This window comes from Citrobacter sp. Igbk 16 (genome assembly GCF_028069755.1).
Taxonomy (GTDB): domain Bacteria; phylum Pseudomonadota; class Gammaproteobacteria; order Enterobacterales; family Enterobacteriaceae; genus Citrobacter.
In genome coordinates this window covers 1-1,513 of record NZ_JANEWJ010000068.1, presented here as the reverse complement: position 1 = coordinate 1,513, position 1,513 = coordinate 1, and the positions used below count along the sequence as shown (strand labels likewise).

Sequence of the window (1,513 nt, the reverse complement as noted above, 5' to 3'; positions counted from 1 at the left end):
TTCCTGTATGGTGCTACAAACTTTGAAGTTAATGAATTGTTGAGCTTGTGCCATGGTGACTATATTAATGACATGGCTATTTTAATCACGAAAAAGAATGCAAATCGTGTTTTTCTTTTAAATATTATGACCAAGTTATTTAGTAGACCTCTCTTAATAGTACTTTTTCTTGCTTATCATCCGTCATCAAAAGTAAAACTACATGGTGTGTTTAAGTATGTATTTGTAAGGCTTTTGAAAAAAAATCCATTCCTGCTCAGTGTCGCAAGGAAAATTTATTACAGATGGAGGGGGTGAGTAAATGTATTCGCATTTTAGAGGTAGGTTTATCCAGGTTATTGAGTCTCTAGATATATATGATGCATGTTCTAATCATGTAGTTAACATAGATAAATATGTAAAAGATGTTTATGGGCTGAAAACCGAAATATATGCAAAGCACTATCACCATAATAGAGGTGATATTGTTACAAATATTGAGCATCTAAATAGTCATGATGAGGATATTATTTTCCTTCATTTCTCAGCTTACTCAGAAGTTTGTGTGGATAAAGTATTAGCCTCAAAAGGCATGAAAATATTGCATTATCACAATATTACACCACACACATTCTTTTCTGAAAATTCGTTTCTATATAATCTTTGCAAAAAAGGTCGTGAACAGCTACTTGAGATAAAGGATAAATTTAATTTTATTACTGGTGATAGTTTATACAATCTCGATGAGATTATTAAATTAGGCTTTCCTGAAGATAAAACAGCAAAGTTACCTATCATAATAAATGAGAATGTTGTTTTTAGAATCGGGAATATTGAGAGTAGAAACTTATTATTTGTTGGACGTATATGTGAGAATAAAGCTCAACATAAATTGATATATTTCTATGGAAGTCTCCTCGCTAAAAAATATGAATTGGGATGCTTATATCTCGTCGGAAAATATGATGTTGGCTCTGATTACTACAATAAGATCAAGAAAATAATTGAAAAATTACAGCTTAGTGAGCGCGTGATTTTGACAGGGGCTGTCACAGAGGAAGAATTATCGTCTTACTATAGTGATTCATCATGTTTTATTTCTTTCAGCGAGCATGAAGGATTTGGTGTTCCTTTGCTCGAAGCAGCACAATATCAATTACCAGTTTTAGCATTAAATCATGCCGCAACAGCGGAGACACTAAATAATTCTGAAGGTGTCTGCAATACAACGCTTGAGCTGGAAGATAAATTATTTAAAGTATTTACTGACTCAAGTTTTTATGAACGCATGATTGATTCTCAAAATACGGCTTTACAAGAGTATTCAGTAGATGCTTGGGGTAAATATGCCGATAATTTGTTTGAGAAAATTCTAGTACCACAGAACTATTATACAACTGTATCTTTGGTTGTATGTACTTACAACCGGGCAGAATATCTTGAAAGATGCTTAGACTATCTATCAAAAAACTACAGTGACAGTTTTGAAGTTATTGTGGTTAATGGACCATCTACAGATAATACAAATGAAGTA

General features: G+C 32.5%; 2 protein-coding genes. Both read left to right on the top strand.

What is annotated here, in order from left to right; translation table 11 throughout:
* Positions 1–297 (top strand): hypothetical protein (locus NNO03_RS22370; protein ID WP_271450605.1); only part of this gene is annotated, 297 nt, incomplete at its 5' end.
* Between the two features lie 4 nt (positions 298–301).
* The coding region (locus tag NNO03_RS22365; protein ID WP_271450604.1) for a glycosyltransferase at positions 302–1,513 on the top strand (1,212 nt) is incomplete at its 3' end.